Source organism: Micromonospora sp. NPDC049799 (genome assembly GCF_040656655.1).
GTDB lineage: Bacteria > Actinomycetota > Actinomycetes > Mycobacteriales > Micromonosporaceae > Micromonospora.
Genome location: NZ_JBFAMU010000825.1, coordinates 1 through 1,471, shown reverse-complemented (window position 1 = coordinate 1,471; position 1,471 = coordinate 1). Strand labels below are relative to the sequence as shown.

Below are 1,471 nucleotides of genomic sequence, written 5' to 3'. Positions count from 1 at the left end.
CGCTGCTGGTCACCGTGCTCGCCGCCGGCGGGACGGTGGCCGCCGACGCCTCCGGCGGCGGTGCCGAGGACTCCTGGGACGTCGGTGCGCTGGCCGTCCTCGACGTGCCGGTCATCCAGGCGCTCTGCCTGACCAGCACCCGCGAGCAGTGGGTCGGCAGCGACGCCGGACTGTCCCCGTTGGACGCGGCGATGCAGGTGGCCATCCCCGAGTTCGACGGGCGGATCGTCACCGTGCCGTTCTCGTTCAAGCGGATCGACGCCGACGGGCTGTCGGTCTACGCCGCCGACGGAGAACGGGCCGCCCGGGTCGCCGGGATCGCCGTCCGGCAGGCCCGGCTCCGGCACCTCCCGAACGCGGACAAGCGCGTCGCCGTCGTGCTCAGCTCGTACCCGACGAAGCACTCCCGGGTCGGCAACGCCGTCGGCCTGGACACCCCGGCCTCCGCGGTGCGGCTCCTCGCGGCGCTCGCCGAGGCCGGGTACGACCTCGGCGACGCGCCCGTGCCCGACGACGGGGACGCGCTGATCCACGCGCTGATCGCCGCCGGTGGGCACGACGTGGAGTGGCTGACCCCGGAGCAACTCGCCGCGGCCGAGGCGCGGGTCCCCGGCGACGTGTACGCCCGCTGGTTCGCGGCGGCACCGGGCGACCTGCGCGAGCGGATGCGGGAGCACTGGGGCGAGCCGCCCGGCGAGCTGTACACCGACGGCGGGGACGTCGTGCTGGCCGGGCTGCGCTTCGGCAACGTGACGCTGCTGATCCAGCCGCCGCGCGGCTTCGGCGAGAACCCGATCGCCATCTACCACGACCCGGACCTGCCGCCGAGCCACCACTACCTGGCCGCGTACCGGTGGCTGGCCGCGCCGGTCGCCGACGGCGGCTTCGGCGCGGACGCCGTGGTGCACCTCGGCAAGCACGGCACCCTGGAGTGGCTGCCCGGCAAGGGCCTCGGGCTGGCCGCCGACTGCGCCCCCGACGCCGTCCTGGGCGACCTGCCGCTGGTGTACCCGTTCATCGTCAACGACCCCGGCGAGGGCACCCAGGCCAAGCGCCGGGCCCACGCCGTCGTCGTCGACCACCTGGTGCCGCCGATGGCACGCGCCGAGACGTACGGCGAGCTGGCGAAGCTGGAACAGCTCCTCGACGAGTACGCGACCGTGCAGGCCCTCGACCCGGCGAAGGTGCCGGTGGTGCGGGCCCAGATCTGGGAGCTGGTCCGGGCCGCCGAGCTGCACCACGACCTGCACACCGCCGACATGCCGGCCGCCGACGACTTCGACGACTTCGTGCTGCACCTCGACGGATACCTGTGCGAGGTCAAGGACTCCCAGATCCGCGACGGCCTGCACATCCTCGCCGAGGTGCCCACCGGCGAGGCCCGGGTCAACCTCGTCCTCGCCGTGCTGCGCGCGCCCCAGGTGTGGGGCGGCACCCGGGTGCTGCCCGGCCTGCGGCAGGCCCTCGCCGC

The 1,471-nt window shown here is 74.9% G+C and carries 1 protein-coding gene; it reads left to right on the top strand.

Annotated elements, in window-relative coordinates:
- Positions 1–1,471 (top strand): cobaltochelatase subunit CobN (locus tag AB0I76_RS29825; protein WP_357042446.1); only part of this gene is annotated, 1,471 nt, incomplete at both ends.